Genomic DNA, 24,521 nt, shown 5'->3' with positions numbered 1-24,521 from the left:
GGTCCGTCACGGCTGCCCTTCGTCGTGATGGTCGCTCTGCAGGCCGTGCTCGCCGGGAGACGGGTTGCGCGGTGCGGCGGTGGAGTCGGGAGTCTGCTGCGGCTTGGTGATGGCAAGCGGATGCCTGGCCGTTTCCGATCCAGCGGAAGCACGGCCGCCTGCCCCTCGCGCGGGTGCGGGCGCGGGTGCGTTCCCCTTCGCGGCGTCAGCCGCAGTGTCGCGGGCTCGGCCTCGCCGCTTGGGCTTCGCCTCCTGCGTGGTGACGACGGGATTGGGCCGCGTGCGCGGCGGATGCGCGCCCGTGACGCTCGCTGCGCCGTCGAAGCCGGTCAGCACGACGCTCGAGAGCGACGGGAGCGCCACTCCCATGTCGTCGAGCGCGGACTTCAGGCGCTTGCGCAGCTCGCGCGCGACGTCATCTTTCGCCGTCGTGCGCGTCTTCATCACGATGCGCAGCACGATCGCATCTGCCGAGACGGATTCGATGCCCCAGAGCTCGGGCTTCTCCACGATGCGAGTGCGCCACCTAGGTGCGGTCGCGAGCTCGTTGGCGACCTGCAGCATGCGCTCCTCGATCGCCTCGACGTCGCTGTCGTACGGCACGGCGAGGTCGGTGATGACGCGCGCCCAGCCCTGCGACATGTTGCCGACCCGAAGGATCTCGCCGTTGCGCACGAACCACAAGGTCCCGTTCACATCGCGGATCTGAGTGACGCGGATGCCGACCACCTCGACGATGCCCGTTGCCGGCCCGAGGTCGACGACATCGCCGACACCGAGCTGGTCTTCGATCACCATGAAGAGGCCGTTCAGCACGTCTTTCACAATGTTCTGCGCGCCGAAACCGAGGCCTGCACCTATGGCGGCGGTGAGGAGGGCGAAAGACCCGATGATCGTCTGGTCGATGAAGTTCACGGTCAGGATGATCGCGATGATCGCGATCACGACGTTGACGATATTGCTGAGCACGGTGCCCAGGGTGCGGGTGCGCTGAACGAGGCGCACCGCGGCGATGGGGGATGCCGTGAGGGCTTGGGTGTCCTCGACGTTCTGCTTGTTCTTGACGCCCGAGACGATGCGGTGCACGACCTTGCGGATGACGACGCGGAGCACCCACGCGGCCAGGAACGCCAGCACGATGATGACGGCGACTCCGACCAACTTCCACCCGACCATGACGAGGGTCGAGAGCACCTGGGTCCAGAACGTGGGGTCGGTGATGTCGTTCGCGAGGGGGAGCGCTGCGGAGAAGATCATCGCCGTCGAGTCTACTGAGCCGAATCCGGGCATCCTGGGTGAGGACTTGGTCGAACCTGAGTGCCCCGCCGACGACAGGATGCCCGCGAGCTGACTGATTCCAGCCGCTCGCGGGCATCCGATGCCGGGTGGTGTCGCACCCGGCGGTCCCTGCAGTCGTTACACGTCTCGGCGCTTCACCAGCACGGCTCCGACGACGAGCCCGATGACAACCCACGCGACGAGCACGAGCCCGCCCTGGAGTGCGTCCAGCGCGACCGCACCGCTTGGCACGGGTGCCGGGTGCGCCGGTGTGTATGCATAGATCTGACCGCCCGCCTCGGACGGCAGGAAGCTCGCGACGTTCGACACCCATTGGGCGCTCGTGAGGCCGGCGACGATCCGCAGCGCGACCGGAAGCACGAGCAGCGTTCCGAGAGCCGCGGCGATGCCTCCGGCCGAGCTGCGGATGATCGCACCGAAGGTGAACGCGAGCATCGCCACCAGGGCGAGGTACGCCGCGCCGCCGATGATGGGGAGTATCACGTCCCATGAAGCAAGGTCGGCGTTCAAGCCGCGCGCGTTGAAGAGGACCGTCGCGACGATGCCGGAGATGCCGAGCGAGACGACTCCGACCACGAAGACCACGACCGCGAGCACGATGAGCTTGGCGAAGTAGGCGCCGAGTCGGCCGGGGGCCGCCGTGAAGGTCGACCGGATCATCCCGGTGCCGTACTCACCGCTGATCACGAGCACGCCGAGCACTGCTGCGACGAGCTGCGTGAAGTTGACGCCGATGGTGGTGGCCGAAACGAGCGTGGGTGCCGCGTCCGCTGCCGAGATGGCGGACGCGTGCTGAAGGGTTCGCACGCCGGCGATGAGCGCGGAGAACCCGACCGAGAGCAGGATAACGAGGGCCAGGCACCAGACAGTCGAGCGGAGGCTTCGCAGCTTGATCCACTCGGACCGCAGAAGGCCGATGAAACTGAGACGGATGCCGTCGAGCGAGGCGGGCGCGGAGTCCCGCGGGCGCAGGGTGTCGGTTGCCGTGGTCATCGGGTCACCTCCGAGTGGTACTCGACCTGGTCTTGCGTGAGTTCGAGGTATGCCTCTTCGAGGGAGGCGTCGACGGGGGTCAACTCGTGCAGTGCGACCCCGTGTGCTGCCGCGGCGTCGCCGATCTGCGCGGCGTCGAGCCCCGAGACCTCCAGGGCTCCGTCGTCGAATGAGGTCACTGTCACGTCGGGGCCCGAGAGGGCGCCAGTGAGGCCGCGCACGTCGGGGGTCCGCACGCGCACGACGCGGCGCGTGGCGCCCGCGATCACGTCTGCGATGGGCGCGTCGGCCAGCACCCGGCCGCGGCCGAGCACGATCAGGTGATCCGCAGTCTGAGCCATCTCGCTCATGAGGTGAGAGGAGATGAAAACCGTGCGGCCCTGGGAAGCGAGGTAGCGGCTGAATTCGCGCACCCATCGGACGCCCTCTGGGTCGAGCCCGTTGACGGGCTCATCCAAGATCAGGGTGTGGGGGTCGCCGAGCAGCGCAGCGGCGATTCCGAGTCGCTGTCCCATGCCGAGGGAGAAGCCGGCGACGCGCTTGTTCGCCACGGTCTCGAGGCCGGTCATTCCGATGACCTCGTGCACCCGCTTCTTAGGGATGCCATGCGTCGCCGCGAGCGCGAGCAGATGGTTGAACGCGCTCCGGCCGGTGTGCACGGCCTTGGCCTCCAAGAGCGCCCCTACCTCGTGAAGCGGAGCGGGATGCTGCGCGTACAGCCGGCCGTCCACGAGCGCCGTCCCCGCAGTCGGCTTGTCGAGCCCCATGATCATGCGCATGGTCGTGGACTTGCCTGCGCCGTTGGGTCCGAGGAATCCGGTGACGATGCCCGGACGCACCGTGAAGCTGACATTGTCGACTGCCAGCTTGGGGCCATACCTCTTGGTGAGGCCAGTGATTTCGATCATGGCTTCACGCTACGGCCCGGACGTGCGTGCGGGCATCCGCCTGGAGGATGAGCGCCCTGCACCCCAGGGTGTAACACCGCCGTGCCATGGGGAGCCCAGATCGCTGGTTGAGTAGCGACGCGAAGCGCCGCGTATCGAAACCACCCCAACTCGTTGTGGTTTCGATACGCTGCTTCGCGCCCCAGGTAGCGATGGGTTCAGGCCCGCGAGCCGCTACTCAACCAGCGTTGCCGCCGTCAGACCTGCGCGTCGCGCTCCTGCGCCTTCAGGGCGCGCTCCACTGACGCGAGGTTCTCCGACACAAGACGTCGCAGGGCCGCAGGCTCCTGGTTGGCATCCAGCCACGCGCGGGTCGCCTCGGCCAAACGAGAGTCGACCAGCGGGAACGGGTACATGCCCTCCACGAGGTATTCGGCGATCTTGTAGGTGCGGGATGCCCACACCGACTGCAGCGAGTCGAAGTACCTGGAGACGTACGGCTCGAGCAGCGAGGTGTCGTGTACGCGCTGGAAGCCGACGCCGGTCATTCTGACGATCGTGTTCGGCAAGTCGTCGGAGTCGAACACGCTCGACCAGGCGGCCGCCTTGCCCTCGGCGGTGGGAATCGCGGCGCGAGCCTGAGCCGCCGCCTGTGCGCCCGTCGCCGTGTTGTCGGCGGTGAGTGCGGCGTCGATCTCGGCCGAGCCTGCTCGTCCGCCCGTGACCAGCGAGGTGAGCAGTTCCCAGGAGAGGTCCGTGTCGGTGGTCAGGCCCTCGAGCACGATGGACCCATCGCGCAGTCCGGCTACCTTGTCCAACTGGTCAGCGGTGGAGGCCAGTACGGCGAAGAACTTCACGAACTGGAACTGAGCGTCGCTGCCGGCCTCGGCCGACGACGCCAGGTCCCAGAGCCCACTGGCCGCCTGTTGCGCGATGGACACGCGGCGCTCGGGCGCCACGTATGTGTTCACGCTCAGCACGAGCTGGTTCAGGGTGGTGCGCAGCGTCGTCGACTCCGTTTCAGAGCCGATGTTGCCCAGCACGAGCCGCACGAAGTCGCTCGCCGCGGTCTCGGCGTCGCGCGTGGCATCCCACACGGATCCCCAGACGAGGGAGCGAGCCAGTGGTGACTCGATCTTCGAGAGATGCTCGATCGCGAATGCCAGCGACTGCTCGTCGAGGCGGATCTTCGCGTAGGCGAGGTCGTCGTCGTTGATCAACACCAGGTCGGGCCGCTGCTCGCCGATGAGCTCCGCCACCTCGGTGCGCTCGCCGTCGACGTCGAGCTCCAGCCTGCGGTCGCGGACGAGCTTCTTCGTGCCGTCCGAGCTCTCGTGAAGGCTGTAGAGGCCGATGGCCAGGCGGTGCGGGCGAAGCGTCGGATAGTCGGGGTGCGCGCTCTGCAGCACTGCGAACGCTGTGATGGTGCCGCGGGCATCCGTCTGGATCTCGGGACGGAGTGTGTTCACGCCAGCGGTCTCGAGCCAGAGCTTCGACCAGGTGGTGAGATCGCGTCCGCTTGTCGCCTCGAGCTCAACGAGCAGGTCGCGCAACTCGGTGTTGGAGTGTGCGTGCTTCTTGAAGTAGTTCGAGACGCCGGCGAGGAAGTCGTCTTGCCCGACCCAGGCCACGAGCTGCTTGAGCACAGAGGCGCCCTTGGCGTATGTGATGCCGTCGAAGTTGACCTGGACGTCTTCGAGATCGTTGATGGTCGCGACGATGGGATGCGTGGATGGCAGCTGATCCTGCCGGTAGGCCCAGCTCTTCTCCATCGCAGCGAACGTCGTCCACGCCTCGCGCCACTCGGTGGCTTCTGCTGTCGCAAGCGTGGAGGCGTACTCGGCGAACGACTCGTTGAGCCAGAGATCGTTCCACCACTTCATGGTGACGAGGTCGCCGAACCACATGTGCGCAAGCTCGTGAAGGATGGTCACGACGCGGCGTTCCTTGATCGCGTCGGTCACTTTGGAGCGGAACACGTACGTCTCGGTGAACGTGATCGCGCCCGCGTTCTCCATGGCGCCGGCATTGAACTCGGGTACGAAGAGCTGGTCGTACTTGGCGAACGGGTAGGGAACGTCGAAGCGCTTCTCGTAGAAGGCGAACCCCTGGCGCGTCTTCTCGAAGATGTAGTCCGCGTCCATGTACACCGCGAGCGAGGCGCGGGCGTAGACGCCGAGCGGTATGGTGCGCCCGTCGCTGCTCGTCAACTCGGAGTGCCAGGAGGAGTACGGCCCCGCGATGAGTGCGGTGACGTACGACGAGATGACCGGGGTCTCCTCGAAGACCGTCGTCTTCAGCGGGCCTGCGTACTCGACGGATGCCACGGGGGAGTTGCTCACGACGGCCCACTTTTCCGGTGTCGTGACCGTGAATGTGAACCGTGCCTTGAGATCGGGCTGCTCGAAGACCGCGAACACGCGGCGGGAATCGGGAACCTCGAACTGCGTGTAGAGGTACACCTCGCCGTCGACCGGGTCGACGAAGCGGTGGAGGCCCTCACCCGTGTTGGTGTAGCGCGGGTGCGACACCACGGTGAGCTCGTTCTCGGCCTTGAGATTCCGCAGTTGGATGCGCACGCCGTCGTTGACCTCGGCGACGTCGAGGTGCTCCCCGTTGAGCAGGATCGACTCGACGGACTCCGTGATCGCGTCGATGAACGTGGAGGCGCCTTCCTCAGCCGCGAACTTCACCGTCGTGACGCTGAGGAAGGTCTCGTCGCCCGTCGTGAGATTGAGCGTGACGTCGTAGCTGTGGGTGTCGACGATGGCGCGTCGCTCTGCTGCCTCGATGCGCATGAGGTTCTCTCCTGGCATGGTTCTCCTGTCTCTGGCCGTCGGCGCTGGCGATGGCGGCGCATGGCATTCTGCGCAGTCCTGCGCAGCGCTGGATCGGGCCGCCATGTCGTGTACGGCGCCCGACGAACAAGCCTATCGGCGGCGCATCCGCTGCGATCCCGAGGCGCAGCCGGTTGGATGGACGCATGACCGACGTTGATTTCTGGTTCGACCCGTCGTGCCCATGGGCCTGGATGACATCGCGTTGGGTCGACGAGGTGTCACCGCACCGCGACCTGAACGTGACCTGGCACATCATGAGCCTGTACGTCCTTAATGAGGGCAAAGACGTGTCGGACTCTTACCGTGCGACGCTGCCACGCACCTTGCGATACGCACGGCTCGTGACCGCGGTGGGAGAGTTGCAGGGGCAGCAGGCGGTGAAGCCGTTGTACGACGCCCTGGGCTCGCGCATCCATCCCGGGAGGCGCAAAGACTCCGACGCCGTGATCGCCGAGGCGCTCGAGGAGGTCGGGCTGCCCGCGGACTATGCCGGGTATGCGGACTCTGACGAGTACGACGTGCAGCTTCGCGCGAGCCACGCCGACGGCATCGAGCGCGTGGGCCAGGATGTCGGCACGCCCGTCATCGCGGTGGCCGGCACGGCCTTCTTCGGCCCTGTCATCTCTCCCACGCCGCGCGGCGAGCAGGCTCTCACGCTGTGGGACGGCATCGTGGCGGCCGCCTCCTACGACGGATTCTTCGAGCTCAAACGCAGCCGCACTCGCGATCCGATCTTCGACTGATATCGCCCGGTTCGGCCGGCGCCTGACGCCGCGAACGAGTCGTAGCGCGTCCCTAGACTGGTGGCCATGCGCATCCACATCGGTACCGACCATGCCGGCCTCGAGTTCTCCCAGACGCTGCAACAGCACCTGCGAGAGACCGGCCACGAGGTGATCGACCACGGCCCTCAGGAATTCGACCCGCTCGACGACTACCCGGCGTTCTGCATCAATGCGGCGAAGGGTGTGGTGGCGGATCAGCAGGCCGGTGTGCAGGCGTTCGGCGTCGTGTTTGGCGGCTCAGGCAATGGCGAGCAGATCGCGGCGAACAAGGTACTGGGCATCCGTGCCGCTCTGGTCTGGAACGAGAGCACGGCGCTGCTTGCACGACAGCACAACGACGCCAATGTCATCGCGATCGGCGCCCGTCAGCACACGGTGGAGGAAGCGATCTCGTTCATCGACACGTTCATCGCAGAGCCGTTCTCGTTCGAGGAGCGTCACGTGCGTCGTATCGCGCAGCTCGCCGAGTTCGAAGCCACCGGCGACATTGCCGGCAAAGGCGTCGACCGGTAGGCCCGTATGCCAGAAGGACATTCCGTCCACCGCATCGCCCTGCAGTTCCGGCGCAACTTCGTCGGCGAACGCGTCGCGGTCAGTTCACCCCAAGGCCGGTTCAGCGCCGACGCCGCGCTCATCGACGGCCACATCATGACGGATGCACGTGCCATCGGAAAGCAGCTCTTCCTCGCGTTCGACAACGGCCTCTGGTTGCGTGTGCACCTCGGCCTCTATGGTGCTTGGGACTTCGCGGGCGAGATCACGGTCGACGACACGATCCGGTCGGCCCGCGGGCGCATGGGGCAGACCAACCAGCACGGCACGGTTTTCGATCCCGCGGAGCAGGCGCAGCGGGAGGACGGGCTCCGCGCCGCAACGCTGCTCGACTCACGCGGGGAGGACTCCATCGCGAGCATGGGTGCGCCGAGGCGCGCCCGCCTGCGCATGTCGGAATCCGAGAAGGAAGACGACAGCGCCTTCGCTTTTCCGCCCGAACCCGTGGGTGCAGTGCGGGCCCGATTGCTGACAGAGACCGCGGTGGCCGACCTTCGCGGTCCGACCGCGTGCCAGGTGATCGACGAGGCGCAGGTGGCGGAGGTGATTGCGGGCCTCGGTCCCGACCCCCTCGTCGACGACGGCCCTGAGGTGGAAGACCGCGTCGCAGACGTGATCACCTCGAAGCAGACGCCCGTGGGAATGCTGCTCATGGACCAGTCCGTCATGAGTGGTATCGGCAACGTCTACCGGGCCGAGATGCTCTTCCGGGCCCGGCTGAACCCGCACACGCCTGGCAAGAAGGTGCCGCGTGAGACGGCGAAAGCGCTGTGGCGCGACTGGGCGCACCTGCTCGACATCGGCGTGCGTACCGGACAGATGATGACTATGGACGACCTGACGCCCGAGGACTGGACACGTGCCATGGCCAGTCGCGAGGACCGGCACTGGGTCTACAAGCGCGAGGGCCTGCCGTGCCGGGTGTGCGGTACGCACATCGTGATGGAGGTCATGGGCGCGCGCAAGCTGTACTGGTGCCCGAATTGCCAGGCTTGAGGCTCGCCACCGATTGAGCAGCGCCGGGCTACTGGACGTGACTCCTACCGCCGGTTGAGCAGCGCCGGGCGAATCCCGACGCGTGTCGAAACCGCCCCCCACGCCGAAGAGGGCCGCAGCCTCGCGGCCGCGACCCTCTTCCCATTCCTGAAGCTACTTCGCGATGTGCGCGAACAGCAGCCAGCGGTCTTTGTCGAGTCCGCGAGCGATCTCGATCGCGATGTCCTGGCTCGTCTGGTCCAGCTCGTCGAGCTCGCGCACCGCGGTGTTCACTGCTTCCAATGCGACGTCGATCTGGCCGATGACCTCTGCGATCGACTTATCGGACTGCACGAAGCCATCGCTGAGCGGCTCGGCCTTCGTGATGGCCGCGACAGTCGCGATGCGAGCATCGATGGGCAGCCCCAGAGCGACAATGCGCTCGGCTGCGAGATCTGCCCACTCCTGGGCGTGCGTTACGAAGAGGTCGAGCAACTCGTGCACGCCGATGAAGTTGGCTCCGCGGAGGTTCCAGTGGGCCTGCTTGCCGTTCACCACGAGCGCCTCGAGCTCGATCACCACAGGCGTCAAGAACTGTGCAGTGCCCGCGGCGACGTCGGGGTTGGTGGTGGCCTTGGGGGTCGTTTCGGTGTTGCTCATGGATCGGTCGTCCCTTCGCTCGTTATCGTGTTCAACGCTACGCGGCTGGTGTCATTCCGCAAGGAAGCAAAGGCTGGGCTAAGCCCTTTCTCACGTCCCGCCCGACTTGCGCGAGAGCATCCATTCGCAAGAGTCCCGTTCAGCCCCGGGATGCGCCGATTCCGTTGACGATGAGCAGGATGTTCCCGAGGAGCGCGAGCACGCCGAGCACAATGGAGATCCACACCACGATGCGCGTGCCCGTGTACATGCCGCTGCCATATCCGCGCACTCGCACGAGCGCCCAGATGCTGAGACCGATTCCGAACAGCGAGAGCGGCTCGAGCAGCCACCACACCCATGCGGTCAGCGACAGAACGAGCCCGATAACGGCGATGATGAACGATCGCTGCTTTCGCAGCTGCTCCTCCTCCGGCGTTCGCACCTTGCCCTTGGCTGGCGCGTCCTCCGGCCACACCGCCTCTGAGGCTGCGCGCTCGCCGTACTCCGGCTGAGCGCCGCCCGCCTGTACCTTTCCGGATGCCTGCTGCGCGACGGCTGTGCGCTGTTGCGTACCTTGCGTCTTCTGTCTGTGCGTCATCAACGTGATGCGCGCCTCGCCGAGCACCTCCACTTCGGCCTTCTCTGCTTCCAGGTTGCCCGCATTGGCTCCGCCCGCGGCCTGCGCCTTCTTGGAGTAGGCGGCGAGGATCTCGGCGGCCGTCGCATCCTTCGAGACGTCGAGGATGGCAGCTGCTTCATCTGGTGTCATTCGAGGGCCTTTTCGTCGGCGGTCGGAGAGAGTCGTCTTGAGACGGGGCCATTCTCCCAAACCTTGTGGCCGTTCGTTGACGCGCACGAACGCGATGGTTGCTCTGGCGCGAACCTGCGGGTTACGCCTCGTCACGCTGCTACTGCACCACGAGGGTGTCGTCGAGCCCGATCGCCCGGTAGTCGCTCGGTTTGAGGTGGGTCGTCACGGCGTTGAAATCGCCCTGCACCATGACCGATCCGAGCGCGGGCGCCGCTATCGAGTTGTTCTGACCGGTCACCTGGACCGAGCCGATCGAGTCGGCCATGATCGAGATGCCGTTCCCCTTGAGCACGGCGGAGCCGATCCTGTCGTTCACGGTGACGGAATCGGACTGCCCGTTCACGCTGAGTGCCAATGCCCGTTGCAGGCGCACCGTCATGCCGTCGCCATGAACGACGACGGAACTGCACGCTCCCTCGATGATGAACGCGACGGAATCCCCATCTAGCTCGATGGATGCGCCGTGCACGCACGTGTGCGTACCCCCGGTCGAGTAGTGGGCCGGGTCATGCACCGGCGCTGCAACAGCCGTGCAGCCGGCCAGTCCGAGCGCGAGGATCCCCGCGACGATGACGGACACGGCGCGGAATGTTGCTGGCTGGCGCGTCGGCATCCGCCCATCCTGACAGATCGATGGAACGCGGCGTCCAGGGTTGATTTCCTGGCCTGCATGCCCATCCGGGTCAGCCGTATGGCTTACGGAGGGGATGACGGGAATCGTCCCCACCGCCCCTCCACGCACCGCTTCGCGGCGCGCGGAGCCTCCGGCGGCGTGGGCCTACCCGAGGGTTCGATTCGCTGCACGCGCGGATGGTCCTGCCACCGCTCGAAAGCGGCGTCAGGACCATGGAGAGGGGATGACGGGAATCGAACCCGCACCATCAGTTTGGAAGACTGAGGCTCTACCATTGAGCTACATCCCCGAGGCGCTACGTGCACCGCTGTGAAAGTGTAGTGCATGCCGACTGGGGGTCTGGAATCAGCGGCAACGGGCATCCTTTATTCTTCGCTAGACTGTGCGAGGTCATTTCGGCTTGCTGAACGCCCTGGCGCGTGCCCGGCCGGTCGCACGTAAGGGTCCACCATGATCCGGGGCGTAGCTCAGCTTGGTAGAGCGCCCGCTTTGGGAGCGGGAGGCCGCAGGTTCGAATCCTGTCGCCCCGACAAGGTCGACTCTGACCGAACCACCTTCGAACACAGGAGATCTCCCACGTGAAGACCACGGTCGAGAAGCTGAGCCCCACGCGCGCGAAGCTCACCATCGCTGTCACCCCTGACGAGTTGCAGCCCAGCATCAAGCACGCTTACGAGCACATCGCGCAAGAGGTGAACATCCCGGGCTTCCGCAAGGGCAAGGTGCCGCCGCCCATCATCGATCAGCGAGTCGGCAAGGCTGCCGTGCTCGAGCACGCCGTCAACGAGGGCATCGAGGGCTTCTACCGCACCGCAGTGGAGGAGAACGACGTCAAGCCGGTCGGACGCCCCGAGGCCGACATCACCGAGTGGCCAAGCGACAAGGACTACTCGGGCGACCTCGTCGTCGCCATCGAGGTCGACGTTCGCCCCGAGATCACGCTTCCCGAGTACAACGGCCTGGAGCTGACGGTCGACGCCGCCGAGGTGACCGACGAAGACGTCGACGCCGAGCTGGAACGCCTGCGCAGCCGTTTCGGCACGCTCGTCACCGTGGACCGCCCGGCCAAGAAGGGCGACTTCGCTCAGCTCGACCTGGTTGCCACGATCGGCGACGAACAGGTCGACACGGCAGCCAACGTGTCGTACGAGATCGGCACGGGCGAACTGGTCGAGGGCATCGACGAGGCGCTCGACTCGCTCTCCGCAGGTGAGACCACGACGTTCACGTCCAAGCTGCTCGGCGGCGACCACGAGGGCGAGGACGCCGAGATCACCGTCACGCTGAACGCGGTCAAGGAGCGTGAGCTCCCGGATGCCGACGACGACTTCGCGCAGATCGCGAGCGAGTTCGACACCATCGACGAGCTCCGCGAGAGCCTGCGAGGCGAGGCCGCCCGCGGCAAGACCTTTGCGCAGGGCAACGAGGCGCGGACGCTCCTGGTCGACCGCTTGCTCGAACTCACCGAGATCCCGGTTCCCGAGGCTCTGGTCGAAGACGAGGTGCACCGTCACCTCGAGTCGGAGAACCGCCTGGAAGACGACGAGCACCGCGCCGAGGTGAAGGAGGCCAGCGAGAAGGCCTTCCGCACCCAGGTGCTGCTCGACGAGATCGCACAGAAGGAGAACGTGCAGGTCACCCAGGACGAGCTGAGCAACTACCTCGTTCAGGCCGCCGGCCAGTACGGCATGGACCCGAACGAGTTCGTGCAGGTCCTGGGGGAGAACGGCCAGCTGCAGCAGATGTTCGGCGAGGTCGCCCGCAACAAGACCATCGCCGTGCTGCTCGGACGCGCGTCCGTGAAAGACAGCAAGGGCAACCCTGTCGACCTCTCGGAGTTCGCCGCAGTCGACGAGAACGCAGACGAGGCGGACGCTGACGAGGCGGACGCTGGCGAGGCTGAGCCCGCGACCGAAGAGGCGCCAGCGGGCGACGAGAAGCCGAAGAAGAAGTCGAGCAAGAGCAAGGCGTAGTCGCCGAGCCTGTGCTTGCAAAAAGGGGGACGGATGCCGCGCGGCATCCGTCCCCTTTTCTATAGGCGCGTTCGATAGGCGCTGTCGTGTCGCGTGACTTCGGCGCGCGACACACCGGCGGAATGACAAGAAGGGAGGGTCGAATGACCGACTGGGACGAGCAGTTCGCCGTGATCTGGGCCGATGAGGAGCTCACAGATGACGAGCGCGTCGAGCGCATCGATTCGCTCGCCTTCGCGTGGGGCGACAACGCCGTCGTGTTGTTCCACCGGGCCGGCGCGCGGGATGCCGCGGGGCGCGAAGAAGAGGCCGAACCCCTGTATCGCCGTGCCCTCGCCCTCGGGCTCGACGACGAACACCGGGTGCAGGCCGTTGTGCAGCTTGCAAGCACACTGCGCAACCTGGGATCCGTCGACGAGGCGCTCGAGATGCTGGCCGACGAGTACGCCAACCACCAGGCATCCTCTTACCGCGACGAGGTAGCGGCGTTCTACGCGCTTGCTCTCGCGACGGGCGGGAATGCGCAGCGCGCGACATCCGTCGCCCTCACGGCCCTTGCACCTCACCTTTCGCGATACACGAGATCTGTGACGGCGTACGCGGCCGAGCTCTCGGCCTGACGGCAGCGTCTTCGCCCTCGCCTCTGCCGAGGGCGAACATGGCCTTGCCCTCGCGACCGCTTCGATAGATTCGAGAGCACGTACGAAAAGGAGCACGTTCATGGCCGAACCGACACTGCAACCCAGTGTTTTTGACCGACTGCTGAAGGACCGCATCATCTGGCTCGGCTCGGAGGTGCGCGACGACAACGCCAACGAGATCGCTGCGAAGCTGCTGCTCCTGGCGGCGGAAGACCCGAAGCGCGACATCTACCTGTACATCAACTCGCCGGGTGGCTCGATCACCGCGGGCATGGCGATCTACGACACCATGCAGTTCGTTCCCAACGACATCGTCACCGTCGGAATCGGCATGGCGGCGTCCATGGGGCAGCTGCTGCTCACGGCGGGCACCAAGGGCAAGCGTTACATCACACCGAACGCGCGTGTGCTGCTGCACCAGCCGCACGGTGGATTCGGCGGAACGGCCAGCGATATTCAGACTCAGGCGCAGCTCATCCTCGACATGAAGAAGCGTCTGGCGGAGATCACAGCGGCCCAGACCGGGAAGACCGTCGAGCAGATCAACGCAGACGGCGACCGCGACCGCTGGTTCAACGCCCAGGAAGCGCTGGAGTACGGCTTCGTCGATCACATCCGCGAGTCGGCGACCGACGTCGTCGGCGGCGGCGGAACCCAGGAGTAGGCGAGAGAGCGAAGGACACGAATCAGATGGAAACCCCGAACTTCTCCGGACTCGCCGGCGGCCAGCGCGTCGCCATGCCAGGCGCCCGCTACATCCTGCCGAGCTTCGAGGAGCGCACGGCCTACGGCTACAAGCGCCAGGATCCCTACGCGAAGCTCTTCGAGGACCGCATCATCTTCCTCGGTGTGCAGGTCGACGACGCATCGGCCGACGACATCATGGCCCAGCTCCTCGTGCTGGAGAGCCAGGACCCCGACCGCGACATCGTGATGTACATCAACTCGCCTGGTGGGTCGTTCACGGCCATGACGGCGATCTACGACACGATGCAGTACATCCGTCCGCAGATCCAGACGGTAGTGCTTGGTCAGGCTGCATCCGCGGCCGCTGTGCTGACCGCGGCGGGCACGCCGGGCAAGAGGCTCGCGCTGCCCAACGCGCGCATCCTCATCCACCAGCCCGCGGTCGGCGAGGCCGGCCAGGGACAGGCGTCCGACATCGAGATCCAGGCCAACGAGATCATGCGCATGCGCACGTGGCTCGAAGAGACGCTCGCGAGGCACACCGGCAAGGAGGTCTCGCAGGTCAACAAAGACATCGACCGCGACAAGATCCTGTCCGCCGAGGAGGCACGCGAATACGGCCTCATCGACCAGGTTCTGACCAGCCGCAAGAACCTGCCGGCGCTCAGCGCCAAGTAGGCGAATCAGCACAAGAAGGCGGCGGGGAACACCCAGTTCTCCGCCGCTTTCCTCACCCGGCACGAGATTGCCACACCGACTTCAGACCTACCGGTCAATGTCCGCACCACAGGTTAGGCTCGTAAGAAGCAGCCCACTCGGGAGGTTCCATGGCTCGCATCGGAGAAAGCGCCGACCTGCTCAAGTGTTCATTCTGTGGAAAGAGCCAAAAGCAGGTTCAGCAGCTCATCGCGGGCCCGGGCGTGTACATCTGCGACGAGTGCGTCGAGCTGTGCAACGAGATCATCGAAGAGCGGATGGCTGAGTCCGGCGAAGAGAACGCCGGGCAGTTCGACCTTCCGAAGCCGAAGGAGATCTTCGCCTTCCTCGAGGAGTACGTGATCGGCCAGGAGCCGGCGAAGAAGGCGTTGTCGGTAGCGGTGTACAACCACTACAAGCGCGTGCGTGCCCGCACCACGCTCGGCCCGGCCGAGGCGGTGGGCGACGACATAGAGATAGCCAAGTCGAACATCCTGCTCATCGGTCCGACTGGCTGCGGTAAGACCTATCTCGCGCAGACACTCGCGAAGCGGCTCAACGTGCCGTTCGCGTTCGCCGACGCAACGGCGCTGACCGAGGCGGGATACGTCGGGGAGGATGTCGAGAACATCCTGCTCAAGCTCATCCAGGCGGCCGACTACGACGTCAAGCGCGCAGAGACCGGAATCATCTACATCGACGAGGTCGACAAGATCGCCCGCAAGGCGGAGAACCCTTCCATCACGAGGGATGTCTCCGGCGAGGGCGTGCAGCAGGCGCTGCTGAAGATCCTGGAGGGCACCGTCGCATCGGTTCCTCCGCAGGGCGGGCGCAAGCATCCGCACCAGGAATTCATCCAGATCGACACCACGAATGTGTTGTTTATCGTCGCGGGGGCGTTCGCCGGACTGGAAGACATCATCTCGTCCCGTGCAGGCAAGAAGGGCATCGGTTTCGGTGCTCCGTTGCACAGCAAGGGCGACGACGTGAACCTGTTCAGCGAGGTTCTGCCGGAAGACCTGCACAAGTTCGGGCTGATCCCCGAATTCATCGGCCGGCTTCCCGTCGTGACCACTGTCACGCAACTCGACAGGGAAGCCCTCATCCAGATCCTCACCGAGCCGAAGAACGCGCTCGTGAAGCAATACCAGCGCATGTTCGAGATCGACGGCGTCGAGCTCGAGTTCGACTCCGCAGCGCTCGATGCCATCGCCGACCTGGCAGTTCTTCGCCAGACGGGAGCACGGGGGCTGAGGGCCATCCTCGAAGAGGTTCTCGGGCCCATCATGTTCGAGGTCCCTTCGAGCGAAGAGGTAGCCAGGGTCGTCGTCACGCGCGAAGCCGTGCTCGACAACGCGGCCCCGACCATCGTGCCGCACCGTCGCACCCGCCGCGAAGAGAAGTCCGCCTGATCACCGAGGCCTGAGGGCTTCGGTCAGCAGTCGGTGCTGCCGAAGCAGCATCGTCCGCGCGGCATCGCCTGCCCTTGGCGGCCGCCGGGTGAGAACCGTCCATGGCTACCGGCGCCGGGCGAGCGTAGCATCGCGATTGACAGCAGATCGCGTAGCGGAAGGTTCCCCATGGACACGAAGATGACCGCAGAGATGATGCAGAACATGTCGATGGACGCCATCGGGATGCCTGCAATGGACACCATGACGATGCAGGAGTGTATCGAAGCGTGTTCCGCGTGTGAGCAGGCATGCACGATGTGCGCCGACAACGCCATGGCCGACGGCATGATCAAGTGCGCGTCGATGTGCATGGACTGCGCGGATGTCTGCAACACCATGATGCGCATGATGATGCGTCCTGCAGGCTTCGACATGGCTGCCATGGAGGCGATGCTGAAGGCGTGCATGGCCATGTGCTCGGCATGCTCTGACGAGTGCGGAAATCACTCCGAGATGAGCGAGACCTGCCACATGTGCGCGATGGCATGCGACGAGTGCATGAAGGCGTGCCAGGCGATGCTCACGATGATGAGCGACGCCCAGATGGCGTGACCTGCTCTCAGGCCGCTAACACGTTGAATCGGCGCGACCCGGCAGAAAGCACGTTGTAGACCGAGTGCACGGCGACCGGCTCGCCGGGTTTGACCACGTGGGCCAGGTCTCCGTGGTTCCAGAGCGTGACCTCGGCACCTTCCAGGGTCATGGCGTCGACCCAGCCGTCCTCGCGCACCCGCACGACCAGGGCGTCGCGCCATTGGGAGGGCGTTGCCGCGGCCAAGCGCAGTTGAAGCGCGTGCAGTCCGTGCCCCGGGCGGATGTCGACGCACATCGCACCCGACTCGCACGAGCAGAGTGCCGTGTTGCCGAGTTCGGGGAGGTGTGCCATGGGCTTCTTCCTGTGCCTTGATGGAGTCGTCGACGATCTAGACGACCCGATCACCGTACGAAATGTCGCCAGCCGCCGCACGCCACACCGTCACGTCGCGCAACATAGCCCGGATCAAGACTCGGAACCGCACATGGAACGCGTCGCGGGCCGCTCTGCCAGACGTAGGGTCGAGGCATGAGCAACGGACTCGGACCAGGCTCGATGGGACCCGTGACGATGAAGAGCGGGGGCGGCCCGACGCCCGGTCTTCCCGCCGCTCCCGAACGGGTCGGCCTCCGGCTGCGCTGGTTCTGCATCGGACTGACAACCGGAATCGTCGGCACGCTTCTCGTGGTGGTCACCTTCGCGTCGCTTGCACGGTGACGGCGCAACGCGCCGCCCGAGACAAGGTGACTCAGTCGAGACCGCGGCGGCGCAGCAGGGGCTCGATGACGGCATCCCTTCCACGGAAGTCGCGGTACGCCTCCAACGGGTCTTTCGAGCCCCCGACGCCGAGCAAACGTCGGCGGAACCGCTCACCCGCCTCGCGCGAGAGTCCACCGTTCTCCTTGAACCACTCGACGGTGTCGGCATCCAACACCTCGCTCCAAATGTAGGAGTAATAGCCCGCGTCGTACCCGCCGGAGAACGTGTGCGCGAAGTAGGTGCTCGAGTACCTCGGTGGCACCGCGGCGTCGTCGAGACCGGCGTTCGCCAGGGCGTCCGCTTCGAACACCTCCACCGACTCGACGTGTTCCCCGGCGCCGAGGCGGTGCCATGCCTGGTCGAGCATCGCCGCAGCGAGGTACTCGCTCGTCGCGAAACCCTGGTTGAATGCTTCGGACGCGCGGATGCGCTCCACCAGCTCCGCAGGCATCCGCTCGCCGGTCTCGTGGTGGCGCGCGTAGTTGTCGAGCACCTCCGGCCACAGCAACCACATCTCGTTGACCTGGCTCGGGAACTCGACGAAGTCCCGGAACACGTTCGTGCCTGCGAACTTCGGATACCTCGTTGCCCCGAACAGCCCATGGAGCGCGTGTCCGAACTCGTGGAAGAGCGTGCCCACCTCGTCGTACGTGAGCAGAGTCGGCTCTCCGTCGCCCGGCTTCGGAACGTTCAGGTTGTTCACCACGACAGGGGAGCCGCCGAGCAAAGACGTGCGCTCGCCCAGTTCGTTCATCCAGGCGCCGCCGCGCTTCGAGTCGCGAGTGTAGAGGTCGTTGATGTAGAGGCCAAGGGCGGAGCCGTCTTCGTCGAACACCTCGAACACTCGCGCGTCGGGGTGGTATGCCTGCAGGTCGGATCGCTCTTCGAAGCGGATGCCGTACAGCCGGTTCGCCGCGAAGAAGACACCATCGTGCAGTACACGCTCCGCCTCGAAGTACGGACGCATGGCAGCGGTGTCTACGTCGTACTTCTCGGCGCGCACCTTCTCTGCGAAGTACGCCCAGTCCCAGGCCTCGATGTCGAAGCCGGCCGACGCACGAAGGTCGGCCTTCTCCGCCGCGGCATTCCTGGCTGCCGCCGGGGCGAGACGGCCGAGCATGCCCGCCACGGCATCAGGAGTGCGTGCCGTCTGCGAAGCAGTGATGTAGGCGGCATGATTCTCGAAGCCCAGCAGCCGTGCACGCTCGGCGCGCAACGCAGTGATGCGAAGCACCAGCTCTCGGGTGTCGTGGTCGCCGCCGCGGATGCCTCGAGCCCGGGATGCGCGCATGATGCGCTCCCGCACGGTTCGGTCGTTCAGGCGGCCGAGGTATGGGTGACCCGTGGGAAGCACGAGGGTGATGAGGTATCCGCTGAGTCCTCGTTCGTGTGCGGCCTGCTCCGCGGCCGAGATCTCTGCAGAGGTCAGTCCGTCCAGCTGGGAGGCATCCTCGATGAGCACGGCGAGGTCGTTCGTGTCGGCGAGGAGATTCTTCTCGAACCGCGTGGAGAGGGTGGAGAGCTCGGCATTCAGCTGCTTGAGGCGCTCTTTCTCTGCGTCTTCGAGGCCCGCACCGGCCAGTGTGAACTCCTCGTGATATCGCTCGACGAGATAGCGGGACTCCGGGTCGAGCTCGTTGTCGTCGAGGTGGGCGTAGACGGCGGAGATGCGTCGATAGAGACGCGGATCCAGGCGGATCGCATCCTCGTGCGCCGCCAGCCTCGGAGCCAGCTGCTCCTCGATGGCACTGATCGCATCGCTCGAGTCGGCAGAGCTCTTGTTGAAGAACACCTGGCCGACGCGGCGCAGCACCTGCCCCGACCGTTCCAGGGGCACGAAGGTGTTCTCGAACGTCGGCTCCGCGGGATCCTCGACAATGGCGGATACCTCGGCGCGCTGCTCGGTCATGCCCTGTTCGAACGCCGGGACGTAGTGCTCGTCTTCGATCTCAGCGAAGCGCGGGAGTCCATGGGGCAGCGTGCTAGCGGTGAGGAGCGGGTTCGTCGTCATAATCCTTCAGCCTAGGCGCGCCCCTTTCTAGGCTGGGCAAATGGCATCCCACGACAACGAGCGCTACCTGCACGGGCATCACGAGAGCGTGCTGCGCTCACATTCCTGGCGCACGGCCGAGAACTCGGCCGGGTACCTGCTTCCCCACCTGAAGACGGGATTTCACGTACTCGATGTCGGCAGTGGGCCGGGCACCATCACTCTCGATCTCGCGAGGTTCGTGAGCCCTGGACCGGTGATCGGGATCGACGCGTCAGCGCAGGTGGTGGTCGATGCCAACGCGCTCGCGCGCGACAACGATCTGCACAACGTCTCATTCCAGACCGGTGATGCCTATTCGCTCGACTTTCCCGACGCCACGTTCGACGTTGTGCACGCCCATCAGGTGCTGCAGCACCTCTCGGACCCGGTCGCAGCCCTTCGGGAGTTCCGTCGCGTGCTGAAACCTGGCGGGGTGGTTGCAGCGCGCGACGTCGACTACGGGGCGACCATATGGCATCCTCAGCTTCCCGGATTGGCCGAGTGGCTGAGCGTATACGTCGAGGCCGCGCACACCAGCGGGGGAGAGCCGCACGCCGGCCGGCGGCTCAAGGCCTGGGCCATCCAGGCCGGGTTCGACGACGTGGCAGGCTCTGCCTCGGTGTGGTGCTTCACCTCGGACGCCGATCGAGAGTGGTGGGGATCGTCCTGGGCCGAACGCGTGACCGAGTCCCACTTCGCCGTTCGTGCCATCGAGGCTGGACACGCGACGGTCGCCGAGCTGCGGGAAATAGCGGATGCCTGGCGCGAGTGGTCCTCGGCGCCCGACGGCTGGTTCGCGCTCACCCACGGCGAGATCATCGCCACGGCCTGAGCGCGCCAAACACGGTCTGCGCCGCGTCACCGGTCGGCACCGGTGCCCAGTCGGCGGTCGGCTCGCAAACGAACTGGTGCAAACGAACTATTGCAAAGAACTGCTTGCAAAGAAGTGTTTGCATTGTTATCCTCGAGTCATGAGCGAAGAGCGCGACCCCAAGGCGCAGCGGGTGACGGGTGAGGCTTCCGAAGCTGCGGCGCCCCTGCGACCCGTTGACCGACACGTCGATCTCGCTGCGTTGAAGGTGATGGCGCATCCGCTGCGGGTGCGCATCCTCGACGAGCTTTCGAAGTTCGGTCCGCTGACTGCGAGCGGCCTCGCCGATCGCCTCGGGGAATCGAGCGGCGCGACCAGTTATCACCTGAGACAGCTCGCCAAGCACGACTTCGTGCTCGAGGTCGAGGGTAAGGGCAGCGCGCGAGAGCGCTGGTGGCGGCGTGCACCCGTCGGCCTTTCGATGGATCCGACCGAACTCGGCGACACCGCTGCGGGACGCGAGGCCTACGACCTCGTGAACCGGGAGTTCCGAAGGAACCAGGAGAACGCTCTCAACGAATTCATGGTGCGGGGGAGCGACGCACTGTCGGAGGCCTGGCTGCAATCGAGCACGATCTCTACGGCGAATCTACGGATGACGGTCGAGGAGCTCGCCGAACTGTCGAAACGGGTGTTCACGGCACTCGACGACGCCATCCTCACGTTCCGCGACAGGGAGACACCGGCGGGCGCACGCCCGGTGCAAGTGCAGTTCAATGCGTTCCCGATCATCGGGGGAGTGGAGCAGGAATCATGAGCACCATCGGTGCAGTCGGTGCACGGGGCTTCGGCGTGGAGCGTGCCGTGATCAGAATCGGCCGTGCGCTCGTGTCATGGGGAGAGCGGCGGGAGCAGGTGGAGGACGAACGACGTGGGCTCTACCTGCGTCAGGCCGAGGCGCAGAACGCCGCGGCGACTCGTGCGGCTTCCGTTCGAACGGGTCTGCTCCCGTAGCGCCCTGCGTCGGCACCCGGCGCGGAACAGGACTAGGCCTGCGCCTCCTCCGACTCCCCGGGCTGCGATACGGTCGCGGTGTCTTCTTCCGGGTGGTAGCTGATCAGGGTGCCGTCGTCGAGTTCGACGAAAGGCTTGCCCTCCAGCCAGGTCAACGTCCAACGCCAGGTCGAGGCATCGACGTCGACTGCCTCGAGCTCGTCCTCGACCGCCTTGACGGCCGATACTACGACGGCGGGGAGCCGCTCAGGCGCCTTGCCGCCGACCGGCCAGCGTGTGCCCAGCTGCATCGTCAGGCCTCCTGCGAACGCAGCCGGTACACGGTCACCTCTGACGCGTCGGCGATCTCGTCGTACAGCTCACGTGCGTCGGAGTCGGTGGAGTCGAAGACCCACTCGACGATGCGGATGCCGGAAGCGGCGCCCTGCGCGGCGACCGCTTCGATCAGGGCGCGCCCGTATCCCTGCTCCCTGTGCTCCTGTAGCACGAAGAGGTCGTCGATGTGCAATGCGTGGACGCCCTCAAGGGGGCGGGGCACGTCGTGGTAGTGAACGAGACCGACGAGTGCGCCGTCGTCGCCCACCGCTACCAGCCCGCGCTCCGTGTGCGAGGCATCCGTCAGCCAGCTCCACACCAGGAGCGCACCCTGGTCGTCCAGCTCCCGGTCGAAGAGCGCCGCGTAATCCTCATACAGTCCGAGCCAGGAGAAGAAATCGCCTTCTGCCGGTTCGCGGATCGTGATTCCCATCGGTCCCCCTCTGCACCACTCCGTTGTAGAGAGCGCACTGTGTTGTACAACCTATTGTCCGGCGGCCCTTACGGCTACATCTGCTACGCCGCGGATTCATCGCCGAGTTCGACCTCGACCGTCAGTTCGTCGCCCACCTGGAACTCCAGCTCGACCACCCGGCCGACTGCACGGATGTCGGCGGCCGCCTGCTCGATGGCCCTCAGCTCGTGCTCGGGAGCGCTCACCACGGCCCGGCGCACCGGAGCCTTCTGCGACGCCTTGGCGGAGGTCTTGGCCCTGCGGATGCCGGTCAGCACGCCAGAGGTCGCCGTCAGGACGAGCGGAACCGCGTCACCCGCAGCGGTACGCACCTCCTCGGCGTCGGGCCACGCCGCCAGGTGCACCGACCCCTGCTGGAACCACGACCAGGACTCCTCCGTGGCGAAGGGGATGAACGGCGCGAACAGACGCAGCAACGTCGTCAGCGCGATGCGCAGTGCGGCGGCAGCAGAACCGGCTCCGGTGCCCTCGCCATACGCGCGTTCCTTCACGAGTTCCAGGTAGTCGTCGCAGAACGCCCAGAAGAACGATTCCGTCACTTCGAGCGCCCGAGCGTGGTCATACGTGTCGAGCGCCTTGGTCGCCTCGGCGACCACCTCGGCCAGCCCGGCGAGCATGCTGCGGTCGAGGGGCTCGGTCACCGCCGAGCTTCCGGCGGGGAAGCCCAGGATGAACTTGGCGGCGTTGAGCACCTTGATCGCCAGGCGGCGCCCGATCTTGATCTGAGTGGGATTCTGCGGGTCGAAGGCGGCGTCCGTACCGAGGCGGCTGGATGCGGCCCAGTAGCGCACGGCGTCCGAACCGTGCTGCTCGAGGATGTCGGCGGGCGTCACGACGTTGCCCTTCGACTTGGACATCTTCTTGCGATCCGGATCGACGATGAAGCCCGAGATGGCAGCGTGCGCCCATGGCGACACGCCTTGCTCGAGTTGAGCGCGCAGAAGCGTCGAGAACAGCCAGGTGCGGATGATGTCCTGACCCTGCGGACGCAGGTCGAACGGGAACACTGCGTCGAACAGTCCAGAATCCCGTTCCCAGCCTCCGGCGATCTGCGGAGTGAGGGATGACGTCGCCCACGTGTCGAGGATGTCGACCTCACCGACGAATCCGCCCGGCTTGCCTCGTTGAGACTCGTCGTAGCCGGGTGCGGTATCGGTGGTCGGGTCGACCGGAAGCTGCTCCCGCGTCGGCAGGATGGGGCGGTCGAAGACGGTCTCGCCGTCGTCCCCGACGGGGTACCACACGGGGATGGGCACGCCGAAGAACCGCTGGCGTGACACGAGCCAGTCGCCCGAGAGCCCGCCCACCCAGTTCTCGTAACGCACCCGCATGAACTCCGGATGCCAGTCGATCTCGCGCCCGAGCTCGATCAGGCGCGAGGAGAGCTTCTCGTCACGCGCACCGTTGGAGATGTACCACTGCCTGGTCGAGACGATTTCGAGCGGGCGATCGCCCTTCTCGTAGAACTTGACGGGGTGGGTGATGGGCTTGGGGTCTTCGAGCAGGTCGCCGGATGCCTTGAGCAGCTCGACCATCGCCTGCTTCGCGGAGAAGACGGTCTTGCCCGCGAGCTGTGCGTAGGCATCCTTTCCCTCCTGCGTCGCGATTGCTTCCGGCGGTTCGGGCAGGATGCGGCCGTCGAAGCCGATGACCGCGCGAGTGGGCAGATCGAGTTCGCGCCACCACGTGACATCGGTGATGTCTCCGAACGTGCACACCATGGCGATGCCGGTGCCCTTGTCCGGCTCGGCCAGGTGGTGCGCCAGCACCGGCACCTCGACGCCGAATACCGGAGTGCGTACGGTCTTGCCGAACAACGGCTTGTACCGTTCGTCGCTGGGGTGTGCCACGAGGGCGACGCAGGCGGGGATCAGCTCGGGACGGGTCGTGGCTATGACGACGGGGCCGGCTTCGCCGTGGAACGACACGGTGTGGAACGCACCAGGCTGCTCCCGGTCCTCCAGTTCGGCCTGCGCGACGGCGCTGCGGAACGTGACGTCCCACAGGGTGGGTGCCATGGCCTGGTACGCCTCGCCGCGCTCGATATTGCGCAGGAAGGCGAGCTGGGAGACGAAGAGTGACTCGTCGCCGATGGTGCGGTACGTCTGGCGCCAGTCGACGGACAGGCCGAGGCCTCGCCACAACGCTTCGAACTGCTTCTCGTCTTCAACCGTCAGCTTCGCGCAGAGCTCGATGAAGTTGCGGCGTGAGATGGGCTTCTGGTCGGCGGCGCGAGAGCTCTTGTTGTCGCCGCCCTCGTAAGGGGGCACGAAGTCCGGGTCGTATGGAAGCGACGGGTCGCAGCGCACCCCGTAGTAGTTCTGCACACGGCGCTCGGTGGGCAGGCCGTTGTCGTCCCACCCCATCGGATAGAACACGTGCTTGCCCCGCATGCGCTGGTAGCGTGCGGCGATATCGGTGTGGGTGTAGCTGAAAACGTGTCCGATGTGCAGCGAACCCGATGCCGTGGGAGGTGGCGTGTCCACCGAATAGATGGCGGTTCTGCCTGCTGCCAGCGCGGCATCCCTGTCGAAGTGGTAGGTGGCGGCCGCTCGCCATTTCTCGTCCCATGCACGCTCGAGACCCTCGAGCGCCGGCTTGTCTGGGATGGCTCCGAACGCTCCGGTTGCGGATGCTTGGGGCTTGGCAGCGTCGGTCATGGCGGGTCTCCGTGGTCGCTATGTGCGGCACCGCGTCAACTGGTGCCTGAG

Annotated in this window: 25 protein-coding genes and 2 tRNA genes; 14 read left to right on the top strand and 13 right to left on the bottom strand. The window is 65.8% G+C overall.

Going from position 1 to position 24,521, the window contains the following annotated elements; translation table 11 throughout:
- Positions 1-6: 6 nt before the first annotated feature.
- From ACO2Q7_RS02665 to pepN, 4 genes are all read right to left on the bottom strand, one after another.
- Positions 7-1,257: a mechanosensitive ion channel family protein gene (locus tag ACO2Q7_RS02665; protein WP_423354088.1), complete on the bottom strand. Its 1,251-nt coding sequence runs from the start codon at positions 1,255-1,257 to the stop codon at positions 7-9.
- A gap of 159 nt (positions 1,258-1,416) precedes the next feature.
- Positions 1,417-2,292 carry an ABC transporter permease gene (locus ACO2Q7_RS02660; RefSeq protein WP_423354087.1) on the bottom strand — a complete coding sequence of 292 codons (876 nt, stop codon included), beginning with the start codon at positions 2,290-2,292 and terminating at the stop codon, positions 1,417-1,419.
- A complete protein-coding gene (locus ACO2Q7_RS02655; RefSeq protein WP_423354086.1) occupies positions 2,289-3,200 on the bottom strand; it encodes an ATP-binding cassette domain-containing protein in 912 nt (303 codons plus the stop codon). The genes ACO2Q7_RS02660 and ACO2Q7_RS02655 overlap by 4 nt, the downstream gene beginning before the upstream one ends.
- Positions 3,201-3,436: 236 nt before the next feature.
- Positions 3,437-5,995: an aminopeptidase N gene (pepN, locus tag ACO2Q7_RS02650; protein WP_423354085.1), complete on the bottom strand. Its 2,559-nt coding sequence runs from the start codon at positions 5,993-5,995 to the stop codon at positions 3,437-3,439.
- Positions 5,996-6,162: 167 nt separating this feature from the next.
- Here pepN and ACO2Q7_RS02645 point away from each other — a divergent pair, with 167 nt between their 5' ends.
- The 3 genes from ACO2Q7_RS02645 to ACO2Q7_RS02635 all read left to right on the top strand — a co-directional run bounded on the left by ACO2Q7_RS02645 (position 6,163) and on the right by ACO2Q7_RS02635 (position 8,352).
- Entirely contained in the window at positions 6,163-6,762 is a 600-nt protein-coding gene (locus tag ACO2Q7_RS02645; protein WP_423354084.1) for a DsbA family protein, read from the top strand.
- 66 nt (positions 6,763-6,828) lie between these two features.
- Positions 6,829-7,317 carry a ribose-5-phosphate isomerase gene (locus tag ACO2Q7_RS02640; protein WP_423354083.1) on the top strand — a complete coding sequence of 163 codons (489 nt, stop codon included), beginning with the start codon at positions 6,829-6,831 and terminating at the stop codon, positions 7,315-7,317.
- Between the two features lie 6 nt (positions 7,318-7,323).
- Positions 7,324-8,352 carry an Fpg/Nei family DNA glycosylase gene (locus ACO2Q7_RS02635; protein WP_423354082.1) on the top strand — a complete coding sequence of 343 codons (1,029 nt, stop codon included), beginning with the start codon at positions 7,324-7,326 and terminating at the stop codon, positions 8,350-8,352.
- Positions 8,353-8,505: 153 nt separating this feature from the next.
- On the opposite strand, the gene ACO2Q7_RS02630 is transcribed toward ACO2Q7_RS02635, so the two are convergent.
- The 4 genes from ACO2Q7_RS02630 to ACO2Q7_RS02615 form a co-directional block, all read right to left on the bottom strand.
- A complete protein-coding gene (locus tag ACO2Q7_RS02630; protein WP_423354081.1) occupies positions 8,506-8,991 on the bottom strand; it encodes a Dps family protein in 486 nt (161 codons plus the stop codon).
- Positions 8,992-9,130: 139 nt separating this feature from the next.
- Positions 9,131-9,742, bottom strand: coding sequence for a hypothetical protein (locus ACO2Q7_RS02625; protein ID WP_423354080.1), 612 nt, complete (start codon positions 9,740-9,742; stop codon positions 9,131-9,133).
- Positions 9,743-9,881: 139 nt separating this feature from the next.
- Positions 9,882-10,397: a hypothetical protein gene (locus ACO2Q7_RS02620; protein ID WP_423354079.1), complete on the bottom strand. Its 516-nt coding sequence runs from the start codon at positions 10,395-10,397 to the stop codon at positions 9,882-9,884.
- 239 nt (positions 10,398-10,636) lie between these two features.
- A tRNA-Gly gene (locus tag ACO2Q7_RS02615) sits at positions 10,637-10,707 on the bottom strand.
- Positions 10,708-10,874: 167 nt separating this feature from the next.
- Here ACO2Q7_RS02615 and ACO2Q7_RS02610 point away from each other — a divergent pair.
- The 7 genes from ACO2Q7_RS02610 to ACO2Q7_RS02580 all read left to right on the top strand — a co-directional run bounded on the left by ACO2Q7_RS02610 (position 10,875) and on the right by ACO2Q7_RS02580 (position 16,421).
- Positions 10,875-10,948, top strand: a tRNA-Pro gene (locus tag ACO2Q7_RS02610).
- A gap of 48 nt (positions 10,949-10,996) precedes the next feature.
- On the top strand, positions 10,997-12,391 hold the full coding sequence (tig, locus tag ACO2Q7_RS02605) for a trigger factor (protein WP_423354078.1): 1,395 nt from the start codon (positions 10,997-10,999) through the stop codon (positions 12,389-12,391).
- Positions 12,392-12,534: 143 nt separating this feature from the next.
- Entirely contained in the window at positions 12,535-13,011 is a 477-nt protein-coding gene (locus tag ACO2Q7_RS02600) for a tetratricopeptide repeat protein (RefSeq protein ID WP_423354077.1), read from the top strand.
- Between the two features lie 100 nt (positions 13,012-13,111).
- Positions 13,112-13,696 (top strand): ATP-dependent Clp protease proteolytic subunit, encoded by a 585-nt coding sequence (locus tag ACO2Q7_RS02595; RefSeq protein ID WP_423354076.1) that lies wholly within the window; start codon positions 13,112-13,114, stop codon positions 13,694-13,696.
- A gap of 26 nt (positions 13,697-13,722) precedes the next feature.
- Complete coding sequence (locus tag ACO2Q7_RS02590; protein WP_423354075.1) at positions 13,723-14,397, top strand: ATP-dependent Clp protease proteolytic subunit; 675 nt, start codon at positions 13,723-13,725, stop codon at positions 14,395-14,397.
- Between the two features lie 149 nt (positions 14,398-14,546).
- Positions 14,547-15,827, top strand: coding sequence for an ATP-dependent Clp protease ATP-binding subunit ClpX (gene clpX, locus ACO2Q7_RS02585; protein WP_423354074.1), 1,281 nt, complete (start codon positions 14,547-14,549; stop codon positions 15,825-15,827).
- Between the two features lie 168 nt (positions 15,828-15,995).
- Entirely contained in the window at positions 15,996-16,421 is a 426-nt protein-coding gene (locus ACO2Q7_RS02580) for a four-helix bundle copper-binding protein (protein ID WP_423354073.1), read from the top strand.
- A 7-nt stretch (positions 16,422-16,428) separates the two neighbouring features.
- Here ACO2Q7_RS02580 and ACO2Q7_RS02575 read toward each other — a convergent pair whose 3' ends face one another.
- The gene (locus ACO2Q7_RS02575; RefSeq protein WP_423354072.1) at positions 16,429-16,755 is read right to left on the bottom strand and encodes a hypothetical protein; all 327 of its coding nucleotides are present in this window, start codon (positions 16,753-16,755) and stop codon (positions 16,429-16,431) included.
- Positions 16,756-16,932: 177 nt separating this feature from the next.
- On the opposite strand from ACO2Q7_RS02575, the gene ACO2Q7_RS02570 reads away from it, so the two are divergent.
- A complete protein-coding gene (locus tag ACO2Q7_RS02570) occupies positions 16,933-17,121 on the top strand; it encodes a hypothetical protein (RefSeq protein WP_423354071.1) in 189 nt (62 codons plus the stop codon).
- 31 nt (positions 17,122-17,152) lie between these two features.
- On the opposite strand, the gene ACO2Q7_RS02565 is transcribed toward ACO2Q7_RS02570, so the two are convergent.
- Positions 17,153-19,174: a M3 family metallopeptidase gene (locus tag ACO2Q7_RS02565; RefSeq protein ID WP_423354070.1), complete on the bottom strand. Its 2,022-nt coding sequence runs from the start codon at positions 19,172-19,174 to the stop codon at positions 17,153-17,155.
- Positions 19,175-19,214: 40 nt separating this feature from the next.
- On the opposite strand from ACO2Q7_RS02565, the gene ACO2Q7_RS02560 reads away from it, so the two are divergent.
- The 3 genes from ACO2Q7_RS02560 to ACO2Q7_RS02550 all read left to right on the top strand — a co-directional run bounded on the left by ACO2Q7_RS02560 (position 19,215) and on the right by ACO2Q7_RS02550 (position 21,020).
- Positions 19,215-20,027 carry a methyltransferase domain-containing protein gene (locus tag ACO2Q7_RS02560; protein ID WP_423354069.1) on the top strand — a complete coding sequence of 271 codons (813 nt, stop codon included), beginning with the start codon at positions 19,215-19,217 and terminating at the stop codon, positions 20,025-20,027.
- A 139-nt stretch (positions 20,028-20,166) separates the two neighbouring features.
- Entirely contained in the window at positions 20,167-20,823 is a 657-nt protein-coding gene (locus ACO2Q7_RS02555) for an ArsR/SmtB family transcription factor (protein WP_423354068.1), read from the top strand.
- On the top strand, positions 20,820-21,020 hold the full coding sequence (locus ACO2Q7_RS02550) for a hypothetical protein (protein WP_423354067.1): 201 nt from the start codon (positions 20,820-20,822) through the stop codon (positions 21,018-21,020). Before ACO2Q7_RS02555 ends, ACO2Q7_RS02550 begins: the two co-directional genes overlap by 4 nt.
- Before the next feature lie 32 nt (positions 21,021-21,052).
- Here the strand turns inward: ACO2Q7_RS02550 and ACO2Q7_RS02545 are convergent, their stop codons facing one another.
- The 3 genes from ACO2Q7_RS02545 to valS form a co-directional block, all read right to left on the bottom strand.
- Positions 21,053-21,310: a hypothetical protein gene (locus ACO2Q7_RS02545; protein WP_423354066.1), complete on the bottom strand. Its 258-nt coding sequence runs from the start codon at positions 21,308-21,310 to the stop codon at positions 21,053-21,055.
- 2 nt (positions 21,311-21,312) lie between these two features.
- On the bottom strand, positions 21,313-21,768 hold the full coding sequence (locus ACO2Q7_RS02540; protein WP_423354065.1) for a GNAT family N-acetyltransferase: 456 nt from the start codon (positions 21,766-21,768) through the stop codon (positions 21,313-21,315).
- A gap of 83 nt (positions 21,769-21,851) precedes the next feature.
- Complete coding sequence (gene valS / locus ACO2Q7_RS02535; protein WP_423354064.1) at positions 21,852-24,470, bottom strand: valine--tRNA ligase; 2,619 nt, start codon at positions 24,468-24,470, stop codon at positions 21,852-21,854.
- Between the last annotated feature and the right edge of the window lie 51 nt (positions 24,471-24,521).

Origin of the sequence: Rathayibacter sp. KR2-224 (assembly GCF_049446075.1) — a bacterium.
In the GTDB taxonomy this organism is placed as follows: domain Bacteria; phylum Actinomycetota; class Actinomycetes; order Actinomycetales; family Microbacteriaceae; genus Humibacter.
This window is presented reverse-complemented; position numbering and strand designations above follow the sequence as displayed.

Excerpts from the sequence above, each read along its gene's own strand:
- ACO2Q7_RS02660 (WP_423354087.1), bottom strand. The coding sequence starts at position 2,292 with ATGACCACGGCAACCGACACCCTGCGCCCGCGGGACTCCGCGCCCGCC.
- ACO2Q7_RS02645 (WP_423354084.1), top strand. The coding sequence starts at position 6,163 with ATGACCGACGTTGATTTCTGGTTCGACCCGTCGTGCCCATGGGCCTGG.
- ACO2Q7_RS02555 (WP_423354068.1), top strand. The coding sequence starts at position 20,167 with ATGAGCGAAGAGCGCGACCCCAAGGCGCAGCGGGTGACGGGTGAGGCT.
- ACO2Q7_RS02640 (WP_423354083.1), top strand. The coding sequence starts at position 6,829 with ATGCGCATCCACATCGGTACCGACCATGCCGGCCTCGAGTTCTCCCAG.
- ACO2Q7_RS02570 (WP_423354071.1), top strand. The coding sequence starts at position 16,933 with ATGAGCAACGGACTCGGACCAGGCTCGATGGGACCCGTGACGATGAAG.
- ACO2Q7_RS02595 (WP_423354076.1), top strand. The coding sequence starts at position 13,112 with ATGGCCGAACCGACACTGCAACCCAGTGTTTTTGACCGACTGCTGAAG.
- pepN (WP_423354085.1), bottom strand. The coding sequence starts at position 5,995 with ATGCCAGGAGAGAACCTCATGCGCATCGAGGCAGCAGAGCGACGCGCC.
- valS (WP_423354064.1), bottom strand. The coding sequence starts at position 24,470 with ATGACCGACGCTGCCAAGCCCCAAGCATCCGCAACCGGAGCGTTCGGA.
- ACO2Q7_RS02590 (WP_423354075.1), top strand. The coding sequence starts at position 13,723 with ATGGAAACCCCGAACTTCTCCGGACTCGCCGGCGGCCAGCGCGTCGCC.
- ACO2Q7_RS02625 (WP_423354080.1), bottom strand. The coding sequence starts at position 9,742 with ATGACACCAGATGAAGCAGCTGCCATCCTCGACGTCTCGAAGGATGCG.
- ACO2Q7_RS02665 (WP_423354088.1), bottom strand. The coding sequence starts at position 1,257 with ATGATCTTCTCCGCAGCGCTCCCCCTCGCGAACGACATCACCGACCCC.
- ACO2Q7_RS02565 (WP_423354070.1), bottom strand. The coding sequence starts at position 19,174 with ATGACGACGAACCCGCTCCTCACCGCTAGCACGCTGCCCCATGGACTC.
- ACO2Q7_RS02560 (WP_423354069.1), top strand. The coding sequence starts at position 19,215 with ATGGCATCCCACGACAACGAGCGCTACCTGCACGGGCATCACGAGAGC.
- clpX (WP_423354074.1), top strand. The coding sequence starts at position 14,547 with ATGGCTCGCATCGGAGAAAGCGCCGACCTGCTCAAGTGTTCATTCTGT.
- ACO2Q7_RS02540 (WP_423354065.1), bottom strand. The coding sequence starts at position 21,768 with ATGGGAATCACGATCCGCGAACCGGCAGAAGGCGATTTCTTCTCCTGG.
- ACO2Q7_RS02620 (WP_423354079.1), bottom strand. The coding sequence starts at position 10,397 with ATGCCGACGCGCCAGCCAGCAACATTCCGCGCCGTGTCCGTCATCGTC.
- ACO2Q7_RS02575 (WP_423354072.1), bottom strand. The coding sequence starts at position 16,755 with ATGGCACACCTCCCCGAACTCGGCAACACGGCACTCTGCTCGTGCGAG.
- ACO2Q7_RS02655 (WP_423354086.1), bottom strand. The coding sequence starts at position 3,200 with ATGATCGAAATCACTGGCCTCACCAAGAGGTATGGCCCCAAGCTGGCA.
- ACO2Q7_RS02580 (WP_423354073.1), top strand. The coding sequence starts at position 15,996 with ATGGACACGAAGATGACCGCAGAGATGATGCAGAACATGTCGATGGAC.
- ACO2Q7_RS02635 (WP_423354082.1), top strand. The coding sequence starts at position 7,324 with ATGCCAGAAGGACATTCCGTCCACCGCATCGCCCTGCAGTTCCGGCGC.
- ACO2Q7_RS02545 (WP_423354066.1), bottom strand. The coding sequence starts at position 21,310 with ATGCAGCTGGGCACACGCTGGCCGGTCGGCGGCAAGGCGCCTGAGCGG.
- ACO2Q7_RS02600 (WP_423354077.1), top strand. The coding sequence starts at position 12,535 with ATGACCGACTGGGACGAGCAGTTCGCCGTGATCTGGGCCGATGAGGAG.
- ACO2Q7_RS02630 (WP_423354081.1), bottom strand. The coding sequence starts at position 8,991 with ATGAGCAACACCGAAACGACCCCCAAGGCCACCACCAACCCCGACGTC.
- ACO2Q7_RS02550 (WP_423354067.1), top strand. The coding sequence starts at position 20,820 with ATGAGCACCATCGGTGCAGTCGGTGCACGGGGCTTCGGCGTGGAGCGT.